Here is a 23,999-nt window from a genome sequence, read left to right as displayed (position 1 = left end):
CCGGGCAAGAAAGCCAAACGCGAAAAAACCATGAGAGAGCGAGAACAGCACCTGACCAGCACCAAAGGTTAAAAATCAAGCTAGGAGGGTTCGGGGACGACCGGTTCGAGGAGTCGGCGCGGGCGGTTCATGGCGCGGCTGACCGGGTCGTCGCGCTTGGGGCCGGGGCCGGGGTACATCTCGACGTCGCCCGGCGCGATCGGACCGCATTCGGAGCAGTCGGTGGAGGGCAGCAGCTTGGCGCCGCAGTCGGCGTGGCGGAACAGCCGCGCGGACTCGCCGCCGATGTGGCGCCTGCCCCACATCCCGAGGGAGAAGATCACCGGCCACAGCTCCACCCCCGAGTCGGTGAGCAGGTACTCGTGGCGCGGCGGCGAGGGCTGGTACAGCCGCTTCTCCAGGACCCCGGCCCCGGTCAGGCGGCTCAGGCGGTCCGACAGGACCGCCCTGGGGATGTCGAGGCGGACCTGGAAGTCGCTGAAGCGCCGCACGCCGTAGAGCGCGTTCTGCACCACCAGCAGGGTCCAGCGCTCGCCGAGCAGTTCGAGCGCGCGGGACAGCGAGCAGTCCTGCCCCAGGTAGTCCTTGCCGAGTGCCATGACCACATCCTAGTCGAGTTCATTGAATGAACCAACACTGCTAGGCTCTTTTGAGTTCATTGAACGAACCTAGGAGTTCCCGTTGACGAGTCCCACCTTGACGACACCCGCCGCGGCCGAGGCGCCCACCAGGACCGGCCTCGTCCTGGCCGTCCTGTGCGCGGCCCCGCTGCTGGTCATCCTCAACTACTCGACCCCGCTGATCCTCGCCCCGCAGACCGCGGCCCACCTCGACGCCGGCTCCACCGGCCAGACCTGGATCATCAACGCCATCTCCCTCGGGCTGGCCGTCCCGCTGCTCACCTCCGGCAGCCTCGCCGACAACCACGGCCGACGCAAGGTCCTCGTAGTCGGCGCGTGGTCCCTCGCCGCCGCGGTCCTGCTCGCGGCCCTCGCCCCGAACACGGTCGTCTTCGCCGCCGCCCGCGTCGCCCAGGGCGCCGCCAGCGCCGCGCTGCTGACCTCGAGCCTGGGCATCATGGGCGCGGTCTTCACCGAGGCCGAGGACCGGCGGCGGGCCACCGCCGCCTACGGGGCGATGATGGGTCTGGGCGTCGGCGCCGGGGCGATCCTCGCCGCTCTGATGGACGCGGCGCTGGGTTGGAACGGCCCCTACTGGCTGTACGCGGCGGCCGCGGCGGCCCTGGCCCTGGTCGGACGCGCCGTCCTGCCCGAGTCGCGGGCCGAGCATCCGCGCCGGGCCGACATCGCCGGGACGGTGACCCTCGGGCTCGGCGTGGCCGCGCTCATGTCGGGGCTGACGCTCGGGCGCCAGGGCTGGTCGGACCCGGTGGTCGTGGTCCTGCTCGTCGCCGCGGCGGTGTTCACGGCCGCGTTCGTCGCCGTCGAGCTGCGCGGCCGCGAGCCGATGCTCGACCCCGGCCTGTTCGCCCGCCCGGCCTTCCTCGTCGCCTCGCTCGGGGCCCTGGTCACGGGCATCGCGGTCATCAGCATGATGAGCTACCTGCCGACGGTGCTCCAGGCCGAGACGGGGCTGGGGCCGGTGACGACGGCCGCGGTGGTCGCGATCTGGTCGACCGCGGCGTTCGCGGTCTCGTTGCAGGTCAAGCGGTTCGCGATCTCCTCGGGTGCGCTGCTGGCGGTGGCGCTGGTCGTCGCCGGGGCCGGGTCGGTGATGCTGGTCGGGCTGGCCGGCGGCTGGTCCTGGTGGCACGCGGTGCCGGCGCTCATCGTCGCGGGCGCGGGTTACGGCGCGGCCAATCCGGCGCTGACGCGGCTCAGCATCGACAGCGTCCCGCCCGACCGGGGCGGGATGGGCTCGGGCGTGAACAACACCATGCGCTACATCGGGACTGCCGCGGGCATCCCGATCGTGGCAAGCCTGGTGGACACGGTCGGCACGGACGACGCGCTGTGGATCTGCGCGGTGCTCGCGGCGGTGTCGGCGGTCGGGTTCGCGGTGCTGACCAGGCGCGGCGGATCGGCGTAGTTCGAAGCGGCCGGAACCCGCAAGCCTTGGGGGCGTGCGGGTTCCGGTCTTGGACTGTCAGGCGTTGAGGGCGCCGCGCACCGCCTTGGCGAGGTCGGGCGCGGCCCCGGCGTCCGCGTCGGCGACGCCCACGCCATAGCGGAAGCGGACCGTGGCCCCGGCGGGCACGGTGACCTCCTCGCTGAAGAACGGCGCGGGGTTGAGGGCGGCGAACTCCTCGCTGCGGGCGAACCACTGCGGCGGGTGCTGCGGGTTCTCGTGGTGGTCGACCATGAGCACCAGGGCGTTCGCGTCGTCCTCGTCGAAGCGTCCGGCGAAGGCCATCCACTCGTGGTGCTGCCCGCGCATTTCGCTGCCGGGGCCGGAGCCGTCGGCGGTGACCAGGGTGCCGTCGGTGAACGAGCGCGGGCCGCGCCAGAACAGGCCGCCGTAGCCGGCGTTCTCGCGGCCCCTCGTGGTCGGCGAGCCGATCGCGATGTCGTGCCCGGACACGTTGGTCATCGCGGTGTCGAAGGTCAGGGCCCAGGCCTCGGGCGAGATCAGGCTCGCGCCGATGGCGCGGCGCTCGGTGAACCAGCGCTCGCCGCCCTGGGTGATCCATTCGAGGTCGTGCGCGAAGGCCACCCGGTCGCCGTCGGCCTCGAGTTCGGCGATCCCCTGGTGCAGCTGGGTGCCGTTGTTGTCGAGCTGCACGTAGTGCTTCCCGTGGACGTAGGTGGGTCCGCCCCAGAAGTTCTCGTCCTCCACCACCGGCAGGGACCAGGCGATGCCCTTGTGCCACACGTGGTCCCAGGGCCGGAACAGGCTCACCTGGCGCCCGGAGCGGGCGTGGAGCGGGCTCAGGTACGGCTTCGGGGACTCCAGTTGCGGAGTGTCGGGGCGGTAGACGTAGCGCAGCAGCGGCGTCTCGCCGTCGAGGACGGTCAGGGAGGAGCCGATGTCGTGTCGGGCTTGGAGCGTCATGCGTTCACGTCTTTCTCAAGCAGGGTCTTCAGTGAAGGGGCCCACGGGACGGCGCCGCCGTCCATGCCGCGGGTGAACGGGTCCTGGCCGGCGATCTCGCCGGCCAGGACGGGGCGGCCGCGGAACGCCGAGGCATACGTGGCGGCGGCGAATTCGAGGGTGCGGCGGGCGTCGGCGAGCGAGACGCCCGGTTCGGTCCCGGCGTCGAACGCGTCGAGGATCGCCTCGATCTGGAGGCGGTGGCCGCTGGGCGGCGCGTCGGCGTCGTTCACCCACAGGTCGGCCAGGCGCTCGTGGCCGGGCGCCGGGGTGAAGCGCCAGTGCTCGTCGCTGTAGCCGTAGAGGTGCTCGACCTCCACGGTGGCGTGCTCGAAGTCGAAGCGGAGCCGGGAGGTCTCGCGGGGCGAGACCACCGAGTTGACGACGGTGGCGAGCGTGCCGTCCGCGAAGCGGGCCAAGGCCATCGAGACGTCCTCGGTGTCGGTGGGCCGCGAGAGCCGCCCGGCGGCGGCCCGGATCTCGGCCCAGGGTCCGAGGACCGAGAGCAGCAGGTCGAACTGGTGGATGCCGTGGCCCATCGTGGGGCCGCCGCCCTCGGCCTCCCAGCTGCCGCGCCAGGGGACGGCGAAGTAGGCGTCGTCGCGGTACCAGAGCGTCTCGCAGACCGCCACGAGCGGGCGGCCGAGCACGCCCGCCTGGATGAGGCGGCGCAGTCGGACGGCGGCGGACCCGTAGCGGTGCTGGAAGACGGTGAGGGTCGGGACGCCGGTCTCCTCCTGTACCGCGGCCATCGCGTCCATTTCGGACAGGCTGAGGGCCGTGGGCTTCTCGACCAGGACCGGCACGCCCGCCTTCATGGCCGCGATCGCCAGCGGCGCATGGGTCTTGGGCGGCGTGCACACGTGGACCAGGTCGAGCCGCTCGTTCGCGAGCAGCTCCTCGGCGCTGCCGTAGACGTTCGCCACCGAGTGCTCCTCGGCGAACGCGGCGGCCCGGTCCGGGTCGATTTCGGCCACGGCGACCAGTTCGGCCCGGTCGCCGAGGTCGGCGAGCGCCTGCGCGTGCCGGTGGGCGATCCCGCCGGTCCCGATGATGGCGGCGCGGTGCTTCGGTCGTTCCATGCGGTGGTGCGCTCCTGTTCGCTGTGTCATTTCGCGGCGTCTACCTCGCCTTGGAGTTCGGTGATGAAGGCCTCGGCGGCGTCCTCGGGGGACGTCTCCTCGAAATAGACCTCCTGGCCCAGGCGCGTCATGAGCGGGTTGACGTTGCTGGCGCCGTTGGGGACGACGACCAGCGGGTCTCCGGGGACGGTGGCCTCGAGGTAGTCGACGGCCATCCGGTCGCTCTCGTCCAGTTGGGGAATGAGGTATTCGAGGATCTCGGTGTTGGCCGGGACGCCGCGCTCGGTGCCGATGATGTCCGCGGCGGCCTTGGTGTTGACCAGGAAGTCCACGAGCAGCGAGGCCTCCGCCGGGTGCTCGCTGCCCGCCGAGACCGCCCAGTACATGCCGGGCTTGACGAAGTTCGCCGGCGTCCCGTCGTGCTGCGGCAGCTGCAACAGGCGCATGTCGGCGCCGCTGCCCTTGCGCAGGGCGGTGATCTGGGTGTTGTGGACCTGGCCGAAGGCGGTCCTGCCGGTGGCGAGCATCCCGCCCTCGACGCCGGCGCCGGTGTCCTCGACCATCTGCTCGGCGGTGACGCACGCGCCGGAGTCGATCAGGCCCAGGTAGTACTCCCACAGCTCCACCAGCAGCTCCGGTTCGACCGTGACGTCGCCGTTCTCGGCGAACAGCTCGTTGCCGCGCTGCCGGGTCCAGTAGCGGATGGAGCCGACGTCGACGCCGCCGGTGATGCCCGAACCGGTGATCTCGCCGCCGCTGCGCTCGGTCAGCTCCAGCGAGATCGCGGCGTAGTCGTCCCAGGTCCAGGTCGTGTCGTCGGGGAGGTCGAGTTCGTACTGCGCGAACAGGTCCGCGTTGACGGCGAACGCCAGCACGCCCGAGCCGATCGGCAGCGCGAACTGCGCGCCGTCGACCTGCCCGGTCGGCAGGAGGTTGGCGTCGATCTTGGAGAGGTCGAGGAACTCGGCGGCCTCGTTGAGGTCCACCAGGGCGCCGCGGTCGCTGTAGGACTTGAAGTACTGCTCGTCCATCTGCACCACGTCCGGGGAGTCGTTGGCGGCGAACGTGGTCGCCAGGCCGTCCCAGTAGGCGCCGAACTCCTTGTACTCGCCGCGGACGGTGATGTTCGGGTGCTCGGCCTGGAAGGCCGCGATGGCCTCGTTCGTCTGCTGCGCGCGCAGGTCCGAGCCCCACCACGAGAGCCGCAGCTCCACGGGTTCGTCGCTGAGCACCATCTCGCCGCCGCCCCCGATGCCGCAGGAGGTCAGGAGCGGGGCCCCGGCGGCGCCGAGCAGTCCGGCCTTGGCGAGGGCGCGGCGCGAGAGGCGGTCGCTCGGTCGCATCGATCGGGTCCTTTCTCGTCTCGGTCGCATCATTTGCCTCCGGTGGTGGCGATGCCGCGCAGGAGGTAGCGCTGGCCGAACAGGAAGACCAGGAACACCGGCAGGAGGGAGACCACGCTCATCGCGAAGGTCGCGCCCCAGTTGGTGCCCGCCTGCTGGTCCACGAAGGCGCGCAACGCCAGCGGCACGGTGTGCATGTCGGGGTCGATGAGGTAGATGAGCTGGGAGAAGAAGTCGTTCCACGTCCAGATGAACGTGAAGATCGCGGTGGTCGCCAGGGCGGGGACCATGAGCGGCAGCACGATCCGGAAGTAGATGCGCGGGTGGCCGGCGCCGTCGATGCGGGCGGCCTCGTCGAGCTCCTTGGGGATGCCCCGGATGAACTGCACCATCAAGAACACGAAGAACGCGTCCGTGGCGAGGAACTTGGGGACGATGAGCGGCAGGAACGTGTTCACCCAGCCGAACTCGGAGAACAGCACGTACTGCGGCACGATGATGACGTGGACCGGCAGCATGAGCGTCAGGAGCATGATCGCGAACCACCAGCGGCGGCCGGTGAACTCCAGGCGGGCGAAGCCGTAGGCGGCCATGGAGCAGGCGATGAGGTTGCCGACGATCGCCCCCAGCACCACGATCGCGGAGTTCACCATGAAGAAGCCGAAGGGGTGCTCGAAGGCGTTCCAGCCCGCCTCGTAGTTGCCGGTCTCCAAGTCGGTCAGGACGAGGCCGGGGCTGCGGAAGATCTCGTCGTTGGGCCGCAGCGAGCTGACGACCATCCACAGTGCGGGGTAGAGCATGACGACGACGCAGGCGATCAGCAAGAGGTGCTTGAAGAACGCGCGGACGCGGCCGGGGCTGCGGCGGGTGCGGCGGTCGGCGGCCGCGCGCTGCGGCGCGGCGGTCCTGGTGAGCGTGTCAGTCATCGTAGTAAACCCAATACTTCGAGGCCCAGAAGTTGATCGCGGTGAAGGCGGCGATGATGACCAGCAGCAGCCAGGCCAGCGCCGAGGCGTATCCCATGTCGAAGTTCCCGAACCCGCGCTGGTAGAGGTACAGCGAGATGAACAGGGTGGAGTCGACGGGTCCGCCGGTGCCGCTCGAGACGATGAACGCCTGGGTGAACGACTGGAAGGCGTGGATGATCTGGAGGACGAGGTTGAAGAAGATGATCGGGGTGAGCAGGGGCAGCGTCACGCTCGTGAAGCGGCGCAGGGGGCTCGCGCCGTCGACGGCGGCGGCCTCGTAGTACATCGCGGGGATCTGCCGCAGCCCGGCGAGGAAGATGACCATAGGTGAGCCGAAGGTCCACACGTTGAGGGTGATGAGGGTCGACAGCGCGGTCTCGGGATCGGAGATCCAGCCGCGCCCTTCGATGCCGAGGAACCCCAGGCCCTCGTTGAACAGGCCGTCGGTGCCGAAGACGGTGCGCCACAGGACCGCGATGGCGACGCTCGCGCCGAGGAGCGAGGGCAGGTAGAACACCGAGCGGTAGAAGGCGAGTCCGCGGATGCCGCGGTCGAGCAGGATCGCCAGTCCCAGGGCGAGGGCGAGCTGGATCGGGACGGAGACCAGCACGTAGGTGAAGGTGACGGCGAGCGAGCTGTGCAGGCGCTCGTCGGTGAGCATCCGCTCGAAGTTGGCGAAGCCGATGAACTCGGGCGGTTGCAGCAGGTTGTACTTCGTGAAGCTCAGGTAGAGCGAGGCGGCCATGGGCCCGAGGGTGACGGCGAACAGGCCGAGGAACCACGGGAGCAGGAACCAGAACGCGGCCTTGTTCTGCGGCTTGGACTTGGCGCGGGAATCGCGGAGGCCGCGCAGTTCGTCGGTCGCGGTCATGGCGACGGCCTTCGCCGGAGGGTACGGGTACGAGGGCGATCAGACATCGACACTCCTTCGGATCGACATTTAGTGATCGTTCACTATTGCGTGCCGTCGAAGCTAGTGAACATCCACCCATATGTCAATACGTCGTCCGAAATCCGGAACGGGCGTCAGGTCCGGCGCGCCACGCTGGTCGACTCGCGCCAGATCACCTGGTTGAGCGGCCGCGTCGGCGGCGCGAGCTCGACGCCGGAGAGCTCCTTGACCAGGCGCGCCATCGCGCGGCGGCCCAGGCCCTGGAGGTCGACGTGGACCGTGGTGAGCGAGGGCGGCATGTACCGGCCGATCTCGAGGTCGTCCCAGCCGGTGACGCTGAGGTCGCGCGGCACCTCCAGGCCGCGGTCCCTCGCGCCGCGGACGACCCCGGCGGCGATGCCGTCGCTGGCGGCGACCACGGCGGTCGGCAGGCGCCCGGCCGGGAGCGCGCGCATGGCCTCGACGCCGGCCTCGCCGCTGTAGTCGCCGTCGTGGACGCCGGCCGATTCGAGGCCGAGGCGCTCGACGGCGTCGAGGTAGGCGGCCTTGCGGGCCCGGGCCGAGGCGAACTCGAGGTTCCCCGAGACGTGGAACAGGCGCCGGTGGCCGAGTTCGGCCAGGCCCGCCACCAGCTCGTACACCGGCTCGGCCTGGGACAGCTCGCCCAGGCCGCGCATCTTGTCGTCGAAGTCGGCGGAGACGACGACCGCGGCGTCCGCGGGCAGCCGCGCCTCGACCGAGGGCAGGATCGGGGCCAGTGCCAGGATGCCCTCGACCTGCCCGGAGTCGGCGAGTTCGAGCAGGCGCGCCGTGCGCTCCTCGGCGCCGCCCTCGGGGGCGACGACCTCGACGGTGAACCCGGCCTCGTGGGCCGCGCCGGCCGCGCCGTGGATCATGCGCGCGGGATTGTTCACCATGTTCGGCATGAGCACCGCGATACGCCCGGTCCGCTTGGTGCGCATGGACCTCGCGAGCAGGTTCGGGCGGTAGTCGAGTTCGAGGACGGCCGCGTCGATGCGTTCGAGGGTGGCGGGCTTGAGCCCCTCCCTGGACCGGAGGTAGCGCGAGACGGTCTGGTGCGACACGCCCGCGAGGCGCGCGACCTCTCGGATCGTCGGCCGCCGCGGGCCGCTCGGACGCTCCGTCATCGGCTCGCCTCCCTTCTCGACTGACGTCCATCTTGACACAGGGATGAACGTTCACTATGTTGACCGTCGGACCGCGGAGAAAGCCCTTGCCGAGCCGAGGCCGCGGACCGCGACGCGATCGAGCGACAGAGGAGACCGCCCAGTGACGCAGCGAGGCACCACCGCGCCGGGCGAGGTCCCGCGCCCCGAATACCCGCGCCCCTCGATGGTCCGCCCCGACTGGCTGAACCTGAACGGCCCGTGGGAGTTCGAGATCGACCGGGCGGACACCGGCCTCGAACGCGGCCTGCGCGAACGGCGGCTGGAGGGGACGATCACCGTCCCCTTCTGCCCCGAGTCGGCACTGTCCGGTGTGGAGGACACCGACTTCCTGCACGCCGTGTGGTACCGGCGCGAGTTCACCGTCCCCGAGTCGTGGGCGGGGCGGCGCACCCTGCTGCACTTCGGCGCCGTCGACCACGACGCCACCGTCTGGGTCGACGGCCGGGAGGTCGGGCGCCACAGCGGCGGGTTCACCCCGTTCACCGTCGACCTCGGGCACCTGAGCGGCACCGCCGCGGTCGTGGTGCGGGCGCGCGACAGCCGCGACGAGCCCCAGGCCAGGGGCAAGCAGTCCACGCGCTACGACAACTACGAGTGCCTCTACACCCGGACCACCGGGATCTGGCAGACCGTCTGGGCCGAGCCGGTCGCCGACGTGTCGCTCGCCCGACCGCGCCTCACGCCCGACGTGGCCGGCTCGGCGTTCCACCTGGAGCAGCCGCTGCGGCGCGCGAACACCGGCCGGGTCGGCGACCGGGCCGGATGGACGCTCGCCGCGACCGTGCGGGACGGCGCGGGGGTGGTCGTGGAGGCGAGCATCCGCGCCGACCTCGACCTGTCGCCCCGGCTCACCCTGACGCTGCCCGCGGACCGCGTGCGGCTGTGGGACACCGGGGACCCGCACCTGTACGACGTCGCCGTCGTGCTGCGCGACGGCTCAGGCGAGGTCGTCGACGCGGTCGAGACGTACGCCGGGCTGCGCTCGGTGAGCATCGACGGCAAGGCCGTCCTCGTCAACGGCCGCCCGGTCTTCCAGCGGCTCGTCCTCGACCAGGGCTACTACCCCGACGGCCTCATGACCGCGCCGAGCGACGAGGCCCTGGCGCGCGACATCGAACTGTCGATCGCGGCCGGGTTCAACGGGGCCCGCCTGCACCAGAAGGTGTTCGAGGAGCGCTTCCTCTTCCACGCCGACCGCCTCGGCTACCTGTGCTGGGGCGAGTTCGGCGACTGGGGCGCCGTCGAGCAGGGCGCCGTGCGCGGCGAGTACCAGCGTCCGACGCCCGGCTTCATCGGCCAGTGGCTCGAAGCGCTCGAACGCGACTACTCCCACCCGTCGATCATCGGCTGGTGCGGGCTCAACGAGACCCACCAGCCGCTCACCGACCGGACGCAGGTCCTCGACGACGTCACGCGGGCGATGTTCCTGGCCGCCAAGGCGATGGACACGTCCAGGCCCGTACTGGACGCCTCGGGCTACTCGCACCGCGTCCTCGAGTCGGACGTCTGGGACTCGCACAACTACACGCAGGACCCCGGCGAGTTCGCCGCCGAGATGGCCGGGCTCGCAGAGGACCGGCCGCACACCAACGTGCAGCACGACGGCGACGCCCCGATCTCGGTGCGCTACTCCGGGCAGCCGTGGTTCTGCAGCGAGTTCGGCGGCATCTGGTGGCGCCCCGACGCCACGGCCAACGAGTCCTTCGACGACCGCGGCGGCGACAGCTCGTGGGGCTACGGCAAGGCCCCCGAGTCCGAGGAGGAGTTCCACCGGCGGTTCGCGGGACTCACCGGCGTGCTGCTGGACGACCCGCTGATGTTCGGCTACTGCTACACGCAGCTGACCGACGTCTTCCAGGAGCAGAACGGCGTCTACTCCTTCGACCGGTCCGTGAAACTGGACGTCGCGCGGGTCCGCGAGGCGCAGCTGCGGCCGGCCGCCGTCGAGCGGGCGCGAAAAGAAATCTGAAATCCGGTCCCGGAATCTGTCGGATCCGGGCCGAGCGGTTCGTGGTAGTGGTGAGAGGGCGTCAACGGGCGCCCTCCCCCAGAAGGGAACCGCGACCATGAAACTCACGACCATTACCCACGTCTCCGTCGACGGCGTGATGCAGGGCCTCGGCGGGTCCGAGGAGGACCGCAGGGGCGGGTTCGAACGCGGCGGATGGGCCCTGCCGCTGTTCGGCGGCGAGGCCGAGTCGTACCTCGGCGAGGTCTTCGGGCGCGCCGACGCGTTCCTGTTCGGACGGCGGACCTACGAGATCTTCGCCGGCTCGTGGGGCGCCATGCCCGATTTCGAGGACAACCCCATCGCCGGCCCGCTGCACCGGCGGCCCAAGTACGTCGCCTCGACCACGCTCACCGAACCGCCCTGGGCGAACACGACGGTCCTCACCGGCGACACCGCCGACGCCGTCCGCGCGCTGAAAGCCGGGTCGGAGGGCGAGCTCCAGGTGCACGGCAGCGGCGTCCTGGTCCGCTGGCTCCTCGCCCAAGGCCTGGTCGACGAGATCACCCTGTTCACCTATCCTGTGGTCGTCGGCCAGGGCGTGCGGCTGTTCCCCGACGCCGGCCCGGACGCCGCGCTCGACCTCGTCGCGTCGCGGTCCACACCGGAGGGGATCGCGATCGGGGTCTACCGGCCCGGCGGGCGCCCCGAATACGCCGGAGCATGACCGCCGATCCGCCGCGCCGACGCCAAGGGCGCCTTCACACCGCAGGAGCAGCGATGCAGTACCTGGTCTCCGTGATCGACCACAGGACCAACTCCGCCACCGAGGCCGAGATGGCCGACATCAACGCGTACAACGACGTCCTCAAGGCCGAGGGCCACTGGGTCTTCGCCGGCGGCCTCGCGTCGCCGGACTCGGCCACCGTCATCGACGGCCGGGGCGCCGACGCCGTGTTCACCGACGGGCCCTTCCTGGAGTCGAAGGAGTTCCTCGCGGGGTTCTGGGTCATCGAGGCCCCCGACCTCGACGTCGCGCTCGAACTCGCCGCCGAGGGGTCGAAGGCGTGCAACCGGAGGGTCGAAGTGCGGCCCTTCCTGTGAACGCGGCCGACATCCGAGAGGCGATCGCCCGGGTCCACCGCGAGGAGTGGGCCCGGATCGTCGCCTCCCTCACCAAGCGGTTCGGCGACCTCGACATCGCCGAAGAGGCGGCCGCCGAGGCGTTCGCGACCGCCGTCGAGCGGTGGCCGGGCGACGGCGTGCCGCCCGCCCCCGGCGCCTGGCTCACGACCACCGCCAACCGCAAGGCCGTCGACCGGATCCGGCGCGAGCGCAAACGCGGCGGCAAGCAGGAGGAGGCGCAGGCGATGTACGGCGACACGCCCGAACCGCACGGCGCCATCGAGGACGAGCGGCTCCGGCTGATCTTCACCTGCTGCCACCCCGCGCTCGCGACGGAGACCCGCGTGGCGCTGACGCTGCGCATGGTCGGCGGACTGACCGTGCCCGAGATCGCCCGTGCGTTCCTGGTGCAGGAGAGCGCCATGGGGCAGCGGATCACCCGCGCGAAGGCCAAGATCAAAGCGGCCCGCATCCCGTACCGGGTGCCGTCCGCGACGGACCTCCCCGCCCGCGTCTCCGGCGTGCTCGCCGTCCTCTTCCTCGTCTTCAACGAGGGCTACCTGGCGACCGGGCCCGACGCCGATCCGGTGCGCCGCGATCTGACCGCCGAGGCGATCCGGCTCGCCCGCCTGATCCGCGACCTCATGCCGGCGGACGGCGAGGCGGCCGGGCTGCTCGCGCTGATGCTCCTCACCGAGGCCCGCCGCACCGCCCGCGTCTCGGCGAGCGGCGAACTGGTCCCCCTCGGCGAGCAGGACCGCGGGGCCTGGGACGCGGCGCTCATCGCCGAAGGGCACCGGCTGGTTCGCGAGCGCCTGGCCTCCGGAGCAGCCCCGGGCCGGTACCAGATCCTCGCGGCGGTCAACGCCGTCCACACCTCCGCGCTCGACATGCGCGACACCGACTGGTCGCAGATCCTGGCCCTCTACGACCTGCTCGTGCGCCTCGACCCCTCCCCGATCGTCGCCCTCAACCGGGCCGTCGCGGTCGCCGAGGTCGACGGCCCGGAGGCGGCGCTCGCGATCGTGGACCGCCTGCCGCTCGACGGCTACCACGCCTACCACGCGACCCGCGCCGACCTGCTGCGCCGACTGGGCCGCAGCGCGCTCTCGCGCGCGGCCTACGACCGGGCGATCGAACTGGCGGGCAACACCGCCGAGACCGCCTATCTGACGCGGCGCCGCGGCCAGCCGGGGTTACCGGCGCCGCGACCGATGAGTTCCGCGCCCCCGCGCGGTCATATCGGGAAAGACGATCTTGAGGAACCGGGCCCGCGGCGGGACCGGGAGCCGAACCCCTTGAAAGGACGACCGTGATGACCCAGACGCCCCCGGACGGTGCCGCCGGACCCAGCAGGACGGTCCCCCGGGACGGCTTCCGGACCTTCCTCCACGTGCTGGTGAACACCGCGGTCGCCAACGTCACGACGAGCTTCCTGTGGTTCGCGCTGACGTTCTGGATCTACGTCGAGACGCGCAACGTGATCGCCACCGGCGTCATCGGCGCGTCGTACATGATCTTCATTTCGCTGTTCAGCATGCTCTTCGGGACGCTGGTCGACCGGTTCCGCAAGAAGGCCGTCATGGTGTGGGCGACCCTCGCCGCCCTCGCGGTCTTCGTCCTCGACGCGCTGTTCTTCATCGCCGTCGGCGAGGAACGGATCGCGGACCTCGGACTGCCCTGGTTCTGGATCTTCGCCGTGGTCCTGCTCGCCGGGTCGGTGGTGGAGCAGCTGCGGGGCATCGCCCTGTCGACCACCGTCACGCTGCTGGTGCCCGAAGAGCGGCACGGGAACGCGAACGGCATGGTCGGCGCCGTCCAAGGGGTCGCGATGCTGGTGACGAGCGTCTTCAGCGGCCTGTCGGTCGGCTTCCTGGGCATGGGGTGGACGCTCCTGATCGGCATCGTCGCGCTCGCGCTGACCCTCGTGCACCTCGTGCCGCTGCGCATCCCCGAAGAGCGGGCCGCCGGGTCGGAGACGACGACCGCCCTGGTGGACGTCCGCGGCGGGTGGCTCGCGGTGCGGGCGGTACCGGGCCTGCTCGCGCTGGTCCTGTTCACGATGCTCAACAACCTGTTCAGCGGCGTCGCCATGGCGGTCATGGACCCGTACGGCATCGACATGTACGGCGTGGAGGGCTGGGGCTTCGTGTTCGCGCTGGCCTCGACGGGCTTCATCGTCGGCGGCGCCGTCGTCGCCAAGAAGGGGGTCGGGAAGAACCCGATCCGCACCATCCTGATCGTGGTCGTCGCCCTCGGCTTCGCGGGCGCGATCTCGACGATCCGCGAACTGGGCTGGCTGTACATCGTCGGCGTCTGGCTGTTCATGGCGCTGATGCCCGCGGCCGAGGCCGCCGAGCAGACGGTCATCCAGCGCGTCGTGCCCTACGAGAAGCAGGGCCGCGTGTTCGGCTTCGCGATGACGTTCGAGGCCGCCGCCGCGCCGATCACCGCACTGATGATCGCGCCGCTCGCCGAGCTGGTGGTCATCCCGTACATGCGGACCGATGCCGGTCAGCGGCAATGGGAGTGGCTGCTGGGCACCGGCGACGCGCGCGGCATCGCGCTGCTGCTGCTCCTGGCGGGGCTCGGATGCATCGCGCTCGGCGTCGTCGCGATGCTCTCCCCGCAGTACCGCCGGCTCAGCGCGCGCTACCGCGCCACGGTCGACGAGGCCGAGACCCGCGAGCAGGTCCCGGTGTAGGGTCGCCCACGCGTTCGCGGTGCCCGCCGCGGCGCGACTCCGTATCTTTGAGGCGGCCGACGCGTCGAGCGCGCCGGCCGCCCCGACGCGAAGGACGTGCACCGATGACCGACCTGATCACCGAGCTCGAACGCCAGGAGGCGGAGCTGGTCTTCCCCTCGTTCGACCACGACGCCGCGTGGCGGCTGGGCTCGCGCATCACCGCGATCGCCAAGGAGGCCGGGCACGAGGTCGGCATCGACATCCGCCGCCCCGGCCTGATCCTGTTCCGCGCGGCCCTGCCGGGGAGCGCGCCCGACCAGGAGTCGTGGATCGCCCGCAAGTCCGCGGTCGTCCTGCGCCTGGAGTCCAGCAGCGCGCTGGCGAAGGAGCGGATGACCGCCAAGGGCGTCGATCCCATGGCCACCGGCTGGCTCGGTCCCGAGTACGCGGTCACCGGCGGCTCCTTCCCGATCCGCGTGCGCGGCGTCGGCGTGGTCGCGGCGGCGACCGCCTCCGGCCTGTCGTCGATGGACGACCACGCCCTCGTCGTCGAGGGCATCCGCGCCCACCTGGCCGAGGAGGCCTGATCGGGCGTCCCGGTCCGGCCGCCGGGCGGTCCGCGGCCGGGACCGTTTGCTACTCTCAAGTAACTTGTTGTCTCCGATGTTCGGTGGTGCGCCGATGAACCTCTACTTCCGCCTGCTGGGGCTCTGGCTCAGGTCGCGGCGCCGGGACCCGATCGAAATCTGGGACACGGCCGTGACCCCGTTCCGGGTGGTCCCCACCGACCTCGATCCGCTGGGGCACATGACCAACGGCAAGTACCTGACGATCATGGACGTCGGCCGCCTGGACCTGCTGCTCCGCTCGGGGTTCTGGGCGAAGATCCGCAGCCAGGGCTGGTACCCGGTCGTGGCCGGGCAGACGATCACCTACCGCAAGTCGCTCCAGCCGTGGCAGCGGTTCGAGGTCCACACGCGGGTCATCGGCTTCGACGACCGCTGGGGCTTCATCGAGCAGACGTTCCGGTCCGGCGAGACCGTGTACGCCCAGGCCCATGTGCGGACCCGGTTCCTCAAGCGCGGCGGCGGATCGGTCGACCACGACGAGCTCGAACGGCTCGCCGGCGGCTTCCCCGACTCGCTCGTGATCCCGCAGTGGCTGCACGACTGGACCGCCGCCGTTCGCATCGGCACTCCTCGCTGAGGCCCTGTCCGGCAAGGGGACCCGTGATTCGGTCCCCCGGCCGGCTGGCCGCCGTCTCGTACACTCATCGGGATTCCGAGCGACCACACTCGCCCGACCGTTCGACCGTCGCCCCAGCGGTGACCCGCCCAGAACAAGGACGCCGATGCCCCGACCCGTGCCCGGCCCGGCGGCGCTCGCCTCGTACATCCAGACCGGCGACCGCGATGCCCGCGTCGCGTACCGGAGACTGCCCGACGACGAACGCCTCGCCTACCGCGACACCGTGAACCGCGTGTACGACCTCGCGCTGGCCCACCATCTCGGCAGGCACCCCTCCGACGACGAGCTGGAGGACCTCATCGAGCAGGTCGCCGCCCGGCACCCGCAGTACGCGGGAGGGGTGAGCCGGGTGCTCCGCTCGTCCGCGCAAGGGGGGCCGCCCGGCGGGATCAAACCGCGGCAGATCCTCACCGCGCAGCACCTCGTCATCCGCGAGATCGCCAAGATGCACCCGGGCTTTCGCGCGCGAGCCGAGCGGACCGTCGAGAAGGCGTCCAGGACGCTGGTCGGCGCCGGTGCGGCCGAGCAGGAGCGCCCGGCGCCGCAGCCCGAGTTCACCGCCCGCGACGCGGAGTCGGCGGCGGCGGTGACGCTCCGGCTCGACGGCACGCTGCGCGCGCTCGAACTGATGCGCGGCGTGGAGCGCATGGGCGGCAAGTCGATCGGGACCGCCGTCGTGCGCGCCTGGGTGGCCGCCGAGAAACAGCGGTGGGCCCGCGCGAAGGAACTGGGCCTGCACGACTCGTTCCCCCAGATCGGCACGGGCGCGAACGCGGGCGGTTCGTACCGGTGCGAGGCCTACTCCGACAGCGGCCTGTGCCGCGCCACGGTGGACCGGTACGGGCGGTTGCGGACCCTCACGTTCATGCGCACCTCCCTGTTCGGCGACGAAGGGCGACGCGGCCTCGAAGCCGAGATCCGCGAGGCGATCGGCGAGGCCCAGAACGACGCGAACGCCGCCTGGTGAGCCGATCCGGCGGCGGGCCCGGTCGGCGAGGGCGATACTGTGCGCTGACCTCGTGGCCTCAAGGGAGGAAGCGTCATGGTGGAGGCGAAACGCTGGCGGGTGCCGATCGCGACCCGCGACCACACCGAGGGCCATCGGCAGGCCACCTGGCTCGAGCTGTTCTTCGACCTCTCATTCGTCGTCGCCGTCGCGCAGACCGCCTCCCAGTTCGAGCACGCGGCCGCCGAGGGCCACTTGGGAGAAGGCCTCCTCGGTTACGTCTTCGCGTTCGCCGCGATCTGGTGGATCTGGGTCTCGTTCACGTGGTTCGCGAACTTCTTCGACACCGACGACGTGCCCTACCGCCTGCTCATGATGGTCATGATCGCCGGGTCGCTCGGCCTCGCGGCCGGCGTCCCGCAGGCCGCGCACCTTGACTTCCGCATCTTCGTCGTCTCCTATGTGGTCATGCGGTTGGCGTACGTCGTCCAGTGGGCCAGGGTCTACCGCGCCGGCGATCCGGTGATGCGCCCGCTCGCGGGCCGGATCATCGTGCTCACCACGCTCGTCCAGGTGGGCTGGGTCGCGTTCCTCCTCGTCCCCATGGAATGGCGCGTCGAGGCGTGGATCGCCTGGTTCGCCGTCGATCTCGCGATTCCGCTCATCGCCCGCTGGAACCCGCGGCTGGGCGGGCACTGGGGCCACCTCAAGGAGCGCTACGGCCTGTTCACGATCATCGTCCTCGGCGAGGCCGTCGCCGCGGCGACGATCGCGGTCTCCGGCGCCGTCGACTCCGGGCTCGACTTCGACACCGCGCCGCTGCTCACCCTCGCCGCCGCCGGGCTCGTCGTCGTGTTCTCGATGTGGTGGATCTACTTCGACTTCAGCGGCGGCCACGCCTTCGACCGCGGACCGGTCACCGTCTTTGTGTGGGCGTACGCGCACTACGCGGTGTTCGCGTCGGTCGCCGCGCTCGGGGCCGGCATCGCACTGGCGGTCGCGCGGATCACCGATCCCGCGCACGTCCACCTCAGCGACCGCACGGTCGCCCTCGTTCCCGCGGTCGCCGTCGCGGTCTTCCTCGTCACGACGTTGCTGATCGAGTCGGTGAGCGAACGCGGGATCGCCGCCGGCCATGTGGCGGCCAAGTTCGTCACCGCCGCGATCGCCGTCGGCGCGGCGATCCTCGCCCCCGCCATCACCGTCCCGGGCGCGATGGTGGTGACCGGCATCGCGCTCGCCGCACTCGTGGTCTACGGCGTGATCGAGCAGCACCTGCTCTACCGATCCACGGAAGCCCCGTTCGAAGCACGTTAGCGACCGCTCTCGGCTCGACGGCCTTCGCGCGGCCCGAACGAGTGTCGAATTGCCGTTCCGGCAAGAAAACTTGCCAGATCGCCTCGGTTTGCGGCATTGTCGAGTCGACGAGGGAAGGCGGGACGCCATGGACGCGCGATTCTGGGACGAGCGGTACGAGAGCCGCGATCAACTGTTCAGCGGCAGGCCCAACGGCGTGCTCGTGGCCGAGGTGAGCGGCCTGACGCCGGGGCAGGCGCTCGACATCGGCTGCGGTGAGGGCGGCGACGCGATCTGGCTCGCCGAACAGGGCTGGAACGTCACCGCGGTGGACCTGTCCCGCGTCGCCCTCGACCGGGCCGCCGCGGCCGGAGCGCACCTCGCCGACCGCGTCAGCTGGTCGCAGGGCGACCTCGCGGCCGCTCCTCCCCCGGTCGGCTCGTTCGACCTGGTCTCGGCCCAGTACTACCCGATCCTGCGCTCGGGCGGCTCGTGCACCGTCCGCGGCCTGCTCGACGCCGTAGCGCCCGGAGGCACCCTGCTGGTCGTCGGGCACGCCGCGCCGCCGGACTCCGGCGAGAACCACGGCTTCGACTTCGACGACTACCTCCACCCCGCCGACATCGCCCGGTTCCTCGGCCGCGAATGGGCGATCGTCGTCAACGAGACCCGCCCGCGCGTCACGCCGCCGCCCGAGGGCACGCACCACACCCACGACACGGTCCTGCGGGCCCGGCGGCGCTAGACCGATTGCGGCGCACGGCGGTTCGGGCGGGCGTTGGCCTTTCGGGCCCCTGCGGCACTACGATGTGGGATCCGCCGATCCAGGGAGTGCGCGATGACCGCAGCCGCCGACACCCACGCCGTCCTCAACCAGCCGCCGCTGGTGGACCGGAACCTGTTCGACGCGAACGCGCCGCTGCGGGAGGCCGCCGAGCGGTCGGGCGCCGGATGGATCGGCGACCGGGCCCGGCGGCTCGGGGGCGTCCTCGCGACCGCGGAGTCGGCGCGCGCGGCCGAGGAGGCCCACCGGTACCCGCCGGTGCTGCGCACCCACGACCGGTACGGGAACCGCGTTGACGAGGTCGACTTCCACCCGTCGTGGCACCGCTTCATGGGCCTGGCCGTCGAGTACGGCGCCCACGCGACGCCTTGGGCCGAGCCGAGACCGGGGGCCCACGCGGCGAGGGCGGTGCTGATGTCGATGCTCGCCCAGATCGAGCCGGGGCACTGCTGCCCGATCTCGATGACCTACGCCGCCGTCCCCGCGCTGCGCAAGGCGCCCGAGCTGGCGGCCGAGTGGGAGCCGCGCATCACCGCCGCCGAGTACGACCCGGGGCTGCGGCCGCCGCAGACGAAGGCGGGCGTGCTCGTCGGCATGGCGATGACCGAGAAGCAGGGCGGGTCGGACGTGCGCGCCAACACCACCGCCGCGACGCCCACGGCCGACGGCATGTACGCGCTGCGCGGCCACAAGTGGTTCTGCTCGGCGCCGATGAACGACGCGTTCCTGGTGCTCGCACAGGCGCCCGGCGGCCTCACCTGCTTCCTGCTGCCGCGGGTCCTCCCCGACGGCACGCGCAACGCGATCCGGTTGCAGCGCTTGAAGGACAAGCTCGGGAACCGCTCGAACGCCTCGGCCGAGATCGAACTGCACGACGCCCTCGCGCACCGCGTGGGCGACGAGGGCCGCGGCGTCGCCACCATCATCGAGATGGTCAACCACACCCGGCTCGACTGCGTCATCGCCACCGCGGGCGGGATGCGCCAGAGCAGCGCCGAGGCCGCCTGGCACGCCGCGCACCGCAGCGCGTTCGGCGCGCGCCTGGTCGACCAGCCGCTCATGACGCAGGTACTCGCCGACCTGTGCGTGGAGTCCGAGGCGGCCAGCGCGACCATGATGCGCCTGGCCGCGGCCTACGACACGCCCGCCGACGCCCCGTTCCGGCGCCTGGCGACCGCCGTCGCCAAGTACTGGGTGTGCAAGCGGGGTCCCGCGCACGCCGCCGAAGCCCTGGAGTGCCTGGGCGGCAACGGCTACATCGAGGAGGCGCCGCTGGCGCGGCGCTACCGCGAGCAGCCGCTGTTGTCCATTTGGGAGGGTTCGGGGAACGTCATCTGCCTCGACGTGCTGCGCGCGCTCGCTACCGCCCCCGAAGCGGCCGAGGCGTTCCTGGCCGAGATCGCACCGGCGGCCGCCGCGGACGCCCGTCTCGCCGCGCACCTGGGGCGGATCGAGCGGACCCTCGCCGCGGGCGTCGAACCCGCGGGGGCGCGGCGCCTCACCGAGGACCTCGGCCTCGCGCTGCAGGCGTCGCTGCTCGTCCGGCACGCGCCCGCCGACGTCGCCGACGCGTTCTGCGCCTCGCGGCTCGGCCCCGACCGAGGCCTGGGCTTCGGCGCGGTGCCGACCCCGGCCGCCGCCGCGATCGTCGCCAGGCACCTGCCGGACGTCTGAGCGGTCCGCCGGGATCGGGGAATGTCCCGGTTGTCGCACCGCTGTGCGACCCTGGAGGCATGTGCCGAAGCATTCAGAACCTGAACAACCTCGAACCGCCCGCCACCAGCGAGGAGGTCGCCGCGGCGGCGCTCCAGTACGTCCGCAAGGTCGGCGGCTCAACGAAGCCCTCCCAGGCGAACCAGGCGGCCTTCGACAAGGCGGTCGCGGCGGTCGCCGCCGCCACCCAGGAGCTCCTGGACTCCCTGGTGACCGCGGCGCCGCCGCGCGACCGGGAGGTCGAGGCGGCCAAGGCGAAGGCGCGCAGCGCGGAGCGCTTCGGCAACGGGTGACGCCTAGCCCGCCGCCGCGCGCGGCGGCGGGGATGAGAGGCTCCAGGGGTGCGTCGGGGACGCGCCCGATGCGGGTGCGGATCCACTGAGACGTCCAGTGATGCCACACCTGAACGGGAGCCGGTCTGCGCTCCCGGAGAACCTCCGAGAACTAGGGACGTCATGGTCTTCTTCTGGGCGATGCTCGCCATCATCGGCGTGGTGCTCGCGGACTTCTTCATACCGATGATGCCGAGTTCGGCCTTCGTGACCACCGCCGTGGGCCTCGTCTTCGGCGATCCGGTGCTGATCGCGCTGGTGCTGGCCGGAGCGGCGGGCGCGTCGTGGCTCAGCGAGTTCCTGGGGTACCAGGCGTTCAAGGCCCTGCGCACCGGGCGGCGCAGGCGCGGGCCGCGCGTGCTCAAGAGCCTGATCGCCCGGACGGCGGTCCGGGTCGAAGGCGCGGCACAGCAGGCGATGGTCGCGCATCCCTACCGCGCGACGGTGGTGGCGCGGTTCCTGCCCGCCGGCCGCACGGGCCTGGCCTGGCTGGCGGCCGGCTCGACCGGGGTCCCGTACGTGCGGATGGCAGCCCTCGGGGCGGTCCTGTGGTCGGTGTACGCGGTAGGGCTGGGCATGCTCGCGGCGTGGATCGCGGGCCCGAACTTCGAGGTGATGATCGGCTCGATCATGGTCGCCATGGCCGTCGGCGCGATCCTCACCTCGATCGTGCGCCGCTCGCGGTTCATGCGCGCGGCCGAGGCGGTCGACGAGGTCACCAGCACTTAGTACCGGGATCGGCGGTGTGGATCGACCACTCGTCCTCCGGAGGTTCGGGGACGGGCGCGATCGCGAAGCCGCCGTCCCCGGTGATCTGGACCTGGAGATCGAGAATCCACAGCGGACAGCTGAAGACGTACTCGGCGGGCGGGTCGTACTCGACGGTCTCGGGCATTCCGTAGTAGTCCCACCCGTGGGTGGAGACGACGTGGACGACGGTCTCCAGGCTTCCCTCGCTGCGGAACGTGAGCCGCAGCGGCCCCTGATCGAAACGCGGCGCGGGGGCGGTGAGCACGGCTTCGGGGTGCTCCGCGACGGTCCAGGCCGCATCGGCGTAGGTGACGGTGCCGAGGACGCTGTAGGCGACCCTCTCGTCGAGGCTGGAGGCGGCGAGGCCGAACGGGCACTCGGGCGGCCATTCGACGCCCGCGCGCGCCGCGCAGTCCTCGAGGTACGCCTCCACGTGTTCCTGCACCGGCTCTTCGATGTCGTCGCGCAGCTTGAAGGCCGGTTCGAACGGGGCGGTGCCGCCGTAGGCCCCCTGGGTCTGCGAGCCGATCTCCACGGCCTGGTCCCCCAGGAGCAGCAGCGGGCCGTGCGCCGGTTCGAGGACGCTGATCTCCTCGGAGAAGAACGTGTACAGGCCGGGCAGCACCGGCAGCACGAGGGCCTCGTCATCGAACTCGGAGAGTTCGAGGCGGTGCCCGTTCACCTCGAAGTACGGCACGAGCGCGCGGCTGGCGCGGACCCGGCCGAACGGATCGAGGACCTTCCAGTCTCCGCCCCCGCCCACCAGCGCGAAGTCGGCGGAGAGCACGGTGTCCTCCGGCCCGCGAACGGTCGCCCGGACCGTCGCCGACTCGGCGTTCGAGCCCGGGCCGAGGCTGCGAACGGGTTCGATCAGGCTGAGGCCGTCGATCTCCCAGTCGGCGTCCAGCGCCTCGGGAACGAGCAGGCTCCGGTTCTGGTCCGGGTCGGTGACGAGCGCGAGGGCGGCCTCGACGTCGCCGTCGAGCGAGGCTTGCAGGAAGTCGCGGACGGCGCGTTGCGGCGCTTCGGCCTGCGACCAGGCGTCGGCCGTGCGAACGGCCGTGACGGTGGTGGCGGCCGCGGTCGCGAGGACGAAGGCGATGGCCAGCAGGCGGCCGACTCGCGGGCGGCGCAAGGCCTCAAGCGACCCGCGCACCATTCTTTCACCTTGCGTCACAATGGTGTTCAAGCGCCACCTTCGTTCGGGGGAGGTCGATGCGGCCGCCATGCCATGTTACCGCTTGGTGACAGCGCATCGGGGTGCCGCGAATATGCTGGTCGTCGAGAGAGTTCTCCAGCGCGCGAGGTGAGCGGTGACGATCAGACCCCATTGGCCACTGGTGTATCTGGCGGGCACGGTCATCGCCGTCGGCGCCGCCGTCCTCGTCTCGGTCGCGCCGATCGATTCACGGCTCTTCACCGACGGGGTCGACGCGATTCCCGGTCCCGCCGCGGACTCGGCGGAGGCCGCCGAGCTCGAACCCGGGCTCAACATGCTCCCTCCGGAGGGCTTCATCCCCCTGGACCGATGGGACGGCTTCGACGGCTCGATGCCCGGTGCCGAGTCGGTGTCGCTCGGCGACCACGGTTTCAACACCGTTCTGGAGGACGGATTCGACGGCCCGGCGAGGGTGGTGAGGGCGGCGGCGGAGTTCGTCAATGCGAACCCCGACCATTTCGCCCTGGTCACCGCTGAGGCTCGAGTCGACGGGCCGTCCGGCGTCGAGCCCGCCATGCTCACGAGGGGCGCGTTCGTCAGCCCCGGATCGAGCGCCTTCGCCCAGTGGTGGCTCGCCGACGCCTGCGACGGTTGCGAGACCGACCCCGGCGTGGAGTTCGTCGTGACCGAGGTCCGCTGGTACACGCCCGAATCCGATCATCGGCGCGCCGCATACGCCGAGGGCGGGGACCCGGGGCTCACCGAGATCGAGGTCATCGCGATCGACCGGCGGCCGGGCGTCGACCTGGAGGACATCACGGCGATGATCCGCTTCGACTCGCCGGCCGACTTCGCGATCGACGCCGTCCTCATCGCCGTGCTCCGCGACGCGGACGGCGCCGTGGTGGGCGCCGAGGACTTCGTAACGCTGGAGACCGAGGTGCTGCCGCCGGGCGAATCGGATCGCACGGCCGTGATGCTGGGGCGGAACATTCCGGCGGAGGCGGACCTGTCCAAGACGGAGTTCCATCTCCAACTCGCCGAAGTCGTGTGGGAGGAATAGGCGGATTTCTCAGCGCCGCTTGCCTTCCGCACCGCGGCCGCGTCGCAGCGCCGCCCCGCCCTGAAGGTACTGGGACGCCGCGCCCACGAGCAGCACCAGCGTGGCGATGCCCGCACAGAGGACGGCGACGAGTTTCAGCCACGAGAAGGGCAACCCGGCGACCAGGGCGACGATCGCCACCGCCACGCTCGCTCCGGCGAGCATGACGGCGCCGTGCGCCAGGTGGAAGTTGGATCGCAGCAGGGAGGGCTCGATGTCCCGGTCGGCCTCGGACTCGCGCTGGTGCTCGAGGATCTCGGCCAGGAGGTCGTTGGTCCGCTGCTGCTCCTTCACGAGCACCAGCACTTCACGTCGGAGGTCGCTGACCTGTCTGCTACGGCCGAACCACATCATGGCTTCTCGATCCTTCGGCGGCGGGGCACG

At 71.4% G+C, this 23,999-nt stretch carries 24 protein-coding genes; 15 read left to right on the top strand and 9 right to left on the bottom strand.

Annotated elements, in window-relative coordinates:
* Positions 1 to 80 precede the first annotated feature (80 nt).
* Entirely contained in the window at positions 81 to 599 is a 519-nt protein-coding gene (locus tag BLQ63_RS20660) for a winged helix-turn-helix transcriptional regulator (protein ID WP_091039421.1), read from the bottom strand.
* Between the two features lie 82 nt (positions 600 to 681).
* Between BLQ63_RS20660 and BLQ63_RS20655 the strand changes: the two genes are divergently transcribed.
* Complete coding sequence (locus BLQ63_RS20655; RefSeq protein ID WP_091039420.1) at positions 682 to 2,049, top strand: MFS transporter; 1,368 nt, start codon at positions 682 to 684, stop codon at positions 2,047 to 2,049.
* Between the two features lie 57 nt (positions 2,050 to 2,106).
* Here the strand turns inward: BLQ63_RS20655 and BLQ63_RS20650 are convergent, their stop codons facing one another.
* The 6 genes from BLQ63_RS20650 to BLQ63_RS20625 all read right to left on the bottom strand — a co-directional run bounded on the left by BLQ63_RS20650 (position 2,107) and on the right by BLQ63_RS20625 (position 8,484).
* On the bottom strand, positions 2,107 to 3,012 hold the full coding sequence (locus BLQ63_RS20650) for a DUF6807 domain-containing protein (RefSeq protein WP_091039419.1): 906 nt from the start codon (positions 3,010 to 3,012) through the stop codon (positions 2,107 to 2,109).
* On the bottom strand, positions 3,009 to 4,133 hold the full coding sequence (locus tag BLQ63_RS20645; RefSeq protein WP_091039418.1) for a Gfo/Idh/MocA family protein: 1,125 nt from the start codon (positions 4,131 to 4,133) through the stop codon (positions 3,009 to 3,011). Before BLQ63_RS20645 ends, BLQ63_RS20650 begins: the two co-directional genes overlap by 4 nt.
* Before the next feature lie 26 nt (positions 4,134 to 4,159).
* Entirely contained in the window at positions 4,160 to 5,476 is a 1,317-nt protein-coding gene (locus BLQ63_RS20640) for an ABC transporter substrate-binding protein (RefSeq protein WP_177155031.1), read from the bottom strand.
* Positions 5,477 to 5,505: 29 nt separating this feature from the next.
* Positions 5,506 to 6,402, bottom strand: coding sequence for a carbohydrate ABC transporter permease (locus BLQ63_RS20635; RefSeq protein WP_091039416.1), 897 nt, complete (start codon positions 6,400 to 6,402; stop codon positions 5,506 to 5,508).
* Positions 6,395 to 7,315: a carbohydrate ABC transporter permease gene (locus tag BLQ63_RS20630; RefSeq protein WP_091039415.1), complete on the bottom strand. Its 921-nt coding sequence runs from the start codon at positions 7,313 to 7,315 to the stop codon at positions 6,395 to 6,397. The genes BLQ63_RS20635 and BLQ63_RS20630 overlap by 8 nt, the downstream gene beginning before the upstream one ends.
* A 155-nt stretch (positions 7,316 to 7,470) precedes the next feature.
* On the bottom strand, positions 7,471 to 8,484 hold the full coding sequence (locus BLQ63_RS20625; protein WP_091039414.1) for a LacI family DNA-binding transcriptional regulator: 1,014 nt from the start codon (positions 8,482 to 8,484) through the stop codon (positions 7,471 to 7,473).
* 205 nt (positions 8,485 to 8,689) lie between these two features.
* Here BLQ63_RS20625 and BLQ63_RS20620 point away from each other — a divergent pair, with 205 nt between their 5' ends.
* The 13 genes from BLQ63_RS20620 (at position 8,690) to BLQ63_RS20560 (ending at position 21,333) form a co-directional block, all read left to right on the top strand.
* Complete coding sequence (locus tag BLQ63_RS20620; RefSeq protein WP_290427993.1) at positions 8,690 to 10,495, top strand: glycoside hydrolase family 2 protein; 1,806 nt, start codon at positions 8,690 to 8,692, stop codon at positions 10,493 to 10,495.
* Between the two features lie 97 nt (positions 10,496 to 10,592).
* Positions 10,593 to 11,201, top strand: coding sequence for a dihydrofolate reductase family protein (locus BLQ63_RS20615; protein ID WP_091039412.1), 609 nt, complete (start codon positions 10,593 to 10,595; stop codon positions 11,199 to 11,201).
* 53 nt (positions 11,202 to 11,254) lie between these two features.
* Entirely contained in the window at positions 11,255 to 11,578 is a 324-nt protein-coding gene (locus BLQ63_RS20610) for a YciI family protein (protein ID WP_091039411.1), read from the top strand.
* The gene (locus BLQ63_RS20605) at positions 11,575 to 12,915 is read left to right on the top strand and encodes an RNA polymerase sigma factor (RefSeq protein WP_091039410.1); all 1,341 of its coding nucleotides are present in this window, start codon (positions 11,575 to 11,577) and stop codon (positions 12,913 to 12,915) included. Before BLQ63_RS20610 ends, BLQ63_RS20605 begins: the two co-directional genes overlap by 4 nt.
* Complete coding sequence (locus BLQ63_RS20600; RefSeq protein WP_091039409.1) at positions 12,915 to 14,303, top strand: MFS transporter; 1,389 nt, start codon at positions 12,915 to 12,917, stop codon at positions 14,301 to 14,303. Before BLQ63_RS20605 ends, BLQ63_RS20600 begins: the two co-directional genes overlap by 1 nt.
* Before the next feature lie 104 nt (positions 14,304 to 14,407).
* Entirely contained in the window at positions 14,408 to 14,872 is a 465-nt protein-coding gene (locus BLQ63_RS20595; RefSeq protein WP_091039408.1) for a heme-degrading domain-containing protein, read from the top strand.
* 94 nt (positions 14,873 to 14,966) lie between these two features.
* Positions 14,967 to 15,491: an acyl-CoA thioesterase gene (locus BLQ63_RS20590; RefSeq protein WP_091039407.1), complete on the top strand. Its 525-nt coding sequence runs from the start codon at positions 14,967 to 14,969 to the stop codon at positions 15,489 to 15,491.
* A gap of 145 nt (positions 15,492 to 15,636) precedes the next feature.
* A complete protein-coding gene (locus tag BLQ63_RS20585; RefSeq protein WP_091039406.1) occupies positions 15,637 to 16,500 on the top strand; it encodes a hypothetical protein in 864 nt (287 codons plus the stop codon).
* 75 nt (positions 16,501 to 16,575) lie between these two features.
* Complete coding sequence (locus BLQ63_RS20580) at positions 16,576 to 17,796, top strand: low temperature requirement protein A (protein ID WP_091039405.1); 1,221 nt, start codon at positions 16,576 to 16,578, stop codon at positions 17,794 to 17,796.
* Between the two features lie 127 nt (positions 17,797 to 17,923).
* Complete coding sequence (locus tag BLQ63_RS20575) at positions 17,924 to 18,520, top strand: class I SAM-dependent methyltransferase (protein WP_091039404.1); 597 nt, start codon at positions 17,924 to 17,926, stop codon at positions 18,518 to 18,520.
* Positions 18,521 to 18,613: 93 nt separating this feature from the next.
* Positions 18,614 to 20,233, top strand: coding sequence for an acyl-CoA dehydrogenase family protein (locus BLQ63_RS20570; protein WP_091039403.1), 1,620 nt, complete (start codon positions 18,614 to 18,616; stop codon positions 20,231 to 20,233).
* Between the two features lie 59 nt (positions 20,234 to 20,292).
* Positions 20,293 to 20,565: a DUF2277 domain-containing protein gene (locus BLQ63_RS20565; RefSeq protein ID WP_091039402.1), complete on the top strand. Its 273-nt coding sequence runs from the start codon at positions 20,293 to 20,295 to the stop codon at positions 20,563 to 20,565.
* Between the two features lie 162 nt (positions 20,566 to 20,727).
* Complete coding sequence (locus tag BLQ63_RS20560; protein WP_091039401.1) at positions 20,728 to 21,333, top strand: hypothetical protein; 606 nt, start codon at positions 20,728 to 20,730, stop codon at positions 21,331 to 21,333.
* Here BLQ63_RS20560 and BLQ63_RS20555 read toward each other — a convergent pair.
* On the bottom strand, positions 21,320 to 22,489 hold the full coding sequence (locus BLQ63_RS20555) for a hypothetical protein (RefSeq protein WP_143015012.1): 1,170 nt from the start codon (positions 22,487 to 22,489) through the stop codon (positions 21,320 to 21,322). The two genes, BLQ63_RS20560 and BLQ63_RS20555, sit on opposite strands and share 14 nt — an antisense overlap.
* A gap of 178 nt (positions 22,490 to 22,667) precedes the next feature.
* Here BLQ63_RS20555 and BLQ63_RS20550 point away from each other — a divergent pair, with 178 nt between their 5' ends.
* Complete coding sequence (locus BLQ63_RS20550; RefSeq protein ID WP_143015011.1) at positions 22,668 to 23,576, top strand: hypothetical protein; 909 nt, start codon at positions 22,668 to 22,670, stop codon at positions 23,574 to 23,576.
* Positions 23,577 to 23,585: 9 nt separating this feature from the next.
* Here the strand turns inward: BLQ63_RS20550 and BLQ63_RS20545 are convergent, their stop codons facing one another.
* The gene (locus tag BLQ63_RS20545; protein WP_091039398.1) at positions 23,586 to 23,969 is read right to left on the bottom strand and encodes a hypothetical protein; all 384 of its coding nucleotides are present in this window, start codon (positions 23,967 to 23,969) and stop codon (positions 23,586 to 23,588) included.
* Positions 23,970 to 23,999: the final 30 nt, after the last annotated feature.

Origin of the sequence: Glycomyces harbinensis (assembly GCF_900101745.1) — a bacterium.
Taxonomy (GTDB): domain Bacteria; phylum Actinomycetota; class Actinomycetes; order Mycobacteriales; family Micromonosporaceae; genus Glycomyces; species Glycomyces harbinensis.
Note: the sequence above shows the minus strand (reverse complement) of the source record. Positions and strands in the feature narration are given on the sequence as shown.